We start from the raw sequence: 3,012 nt of genomic DNA, 5'->3' as shown, positions 1-3,012 counted from the left end.
CGTGATCCAGGGCAACATCGTCAATACCGGCACCGTCGCCCTCAGCATCGGCGGCGGCACGGGCACGGTGGTGGGCACGCTGACCGGCGGCACGCTGACCAACCGGGGCACGATCACCAGCACGGGCACCAACGTGGTGCTGTCGGGCAACCTGCGGCTGAATGACAACATCAACGTGGGCACCAACACGGTGACCAACGCCGGGGGCGCCATCACCCTGGGCACTGTCGCCACCATCACCGGCAACTACACCCAGGCGTCTGGCACCCTGGTGATCACCCCCGGCACCAGCCAGCTGAGCATCACCGGCCGCGCGTCCATGACCGGCGGCACGGTGCTGGCCAGCTTGGCCGGCACCGGCAACTACCTGGCGGGTAGCTCCGCCACGCTGGGTTCGGCTCTGTCGATTTCAAGCTTCGCCGGCGTGACCGTGGTGGCGGCCGGCGCCGCCGGCCTCAGCGCCACGGCGGGGCTGGGCACGGTGGGCACGCTGGTCAACCTGCTGCTGGCCTACAACAACGACTATGTCGGCGGCACGCTGGCGACGTTGACCAACACGGGCAGCCTGAGCGCGGGCACGGCGGTGGTCATCGCCGGCACAGGCAGCCTGGGCATGCTCAGCAACACCGGCACCATCGCCGGTGCCGTCAACAACCTGTCCAGCCGCGACCTGACCATCGCCGGCGGCGCGGGCGGCACCGTGGGCACCTTCACCGGCCAGTCGGGCAAGGGGCTCATCACCAACACCCTGTCCAACGTCGTGCTGGCCTCCGGCAGCTTGTTGCTGAACGACGACGTCAACGTCGGCGCCGGTACCCTGGTCAACAGCGGCGCGTCCGTGGCGCTCAACACCCTTCTCAACGTCACCGGCAACTATGGCCAGTCGGCGGGCCGGCTGGACCTGGGCTACGGCAACCGCCTGTCGGTCACGGGCGCTGCCGTCCTGACGGGGGGCACGGTCGCCACCACGCTGCAGTCCAACGTCAACTATCTGGCGGGCCAGGCGGGCGGCACGCTGGTGGCGGGCGGCGCCGGGTCCAGCTACACCGGCGTCAGCGTCCAGTCGGGTCTGTTCCCGCTGGTGCTGAACGGCACCACCGCGGGCAACAACCTGCTGGCCGTGTCGGTCAACGACTACATTGGCACCATCCTGCCCACCCTTGCCAACACCGGCACCATCAACACCGCGCCGACGGCCCTGTTCGTGGCCTACGGCACCGGCAGCCTGGGGACGCTGGTCAACAGCGGAACCCTGGCGGGCAACGGCGGGTCCACGGCGGCCGGCGGCCGGGTGGTGGGCACCCTGGGCAGCCTGACCAACAGCGGGCTGATCAGCGCGCAGGGAAGCGTCAGCGGCTACGCCCTCTATAATCAGGGCACCATCGGCACCGTCATCAACCAGGCCGGCGGCACCATTCAGGCGGGCGGCACCTTGGGCGGCGGCTTGCTCAACAGCGGCGGCACCATCCTCAGCCTGGTCAACGCCGGCCTGATCATGGGGCCGCAGCCGGGCCTATACAACCTCAGCAACGGCACCATCGTGTCGCTGAACAACAGCGGCACCATCCGGACCACGAACACGAACGCGGCCAGCGGCATCGCCAACGCCGGGCTGATCAATACGCTGACCAACAGCGGGCTGATCGCCAGCTATTCGGCGATCTACCTGAACAACGGCACCATCGGCAGCCTGGTCAACAGCGGCACCATCAGCGGCCAGGGTAACGCCCTGCTGCTGACAGGGGCCGGCCGTATCGGCACGCTGGTCAACAGCGGGCTGATCCGGGGCAACATCCAGAACTACAGCGGCAACGACCTGAGTATCGCTGGCGGCACGGGCGGCCTGGTTGGCACGTTCACGGGGGCCGGCGGCACCGTCGGCACCATTACCAACACCTCGGCCAACGTGGTGTTCAGCTCCGGCGCGCTGTCGCTGAACGACCAGATCAACGTTGGCGCCAACACGGTCCGCAACACCGGCGCCAGCCTGGCGCTGGCGGGCAACATCAGCATCACCGGCAACTACAGCCAGAATGCCGGCACGCTGATGGTCAACCCCGGTACGGCCCAGCTGACGGTCAGCGGCACCGCCAGCATCACCGGCGGCGCGGTGCAGGTCAGCCTGTCCGGCACCAGCAACTACCTGGCGGGCAACGCCTATACCCTGGTGCAGGGCGGGGCGGGGTCCAGCTACACCGGCGTTACCATTGCCACGGCCGGCCTGACGGGCCTGGGGGCGACGTCGTCCATCGCCACGGTGGCGGGCAACCTGGACCTGCTGATGGCGGTGACGACCGACTATGTCGGCACGGTGCTGGGCAGCATCAACAACACCGGCACGCTCAGCGGCGCCACGGCCCTGTACATCGCCAGCACGGGCAGCCTGGGCGCCCTGGCCAACAGCGGGGTGATCCAGGGCAACATCGTCAACGCCAGCGCCAACGCGCTGACCATCACCGGCGGCGCGGGCGGCACCGTCGGCACCTTCACCGGCCAGTCGGGCAAGGGGCTCATCACCAACACCCTGTCCAACGTGGTGCTGGCCTCCGGTAGCCTGCTGCTGAACGACGACGTCAACGTCGGCGCCGGTACCCTGGTCAACAGCGGCGCGTCCGTGGTGCTCAACACCCTTCTCAACGTCACCGGCAACTACGGCCAATCGGCGGGCGCGCTGATGATGGCCTATGGCAACCGCCTGTCGGTCACGGGAGCGGCGGTGCTGACGGGCGGCACCATTGCCGTTACCGGCGTGCCCGCCACGCTGAACATGCTGGCGGGCGTGGGCGGCACCGTCGCCCTGGTGACCGGCGGTGTTGGTTCTGGGTACACCGGTCTCAGCTACAGCTCCGACGTGACGGGCATGGAGGTCACGGGTTCGGTTGGCGGCAACAGCCTGTACCTGGCCGGCCTGAACGATTATGTCGGCACGGTGCTGGGCAGCCTGAACAACAGCGGCACGATCAGCGCCAGCAACGCGGTCTACGTGGCGGCGACGGGCACGTTGGGCAGCCT

General features: G+C 68.8%; 1 protein-coding gene. It reads left to right on the top strand.

The window, feature by feature from the left end; all coding sequences use genetic code 11:
* The coding region (locus FBZ87_RS29430; protein ID WP_186455050.1) for a beta strand repeat-containing protein at nucleotides 1–3,012 on the top strand (3,012 nt) is incomplete at both ends.

This window comes from Nitrospirillum amazonense, from assembly GCF_007828035.1.
In the GTDB taxonomy this organism is placed as follows: domain Bacteria; phylum Pseudomonadota; class Alphaproteobacteria; order Azospirillales; family Azospirillaceae; genus Nitrospirillum; species Nitrospirillum amazonense.
This window is presented reverse-complemented; position numbering and strand designations above follow the sequence as displayed.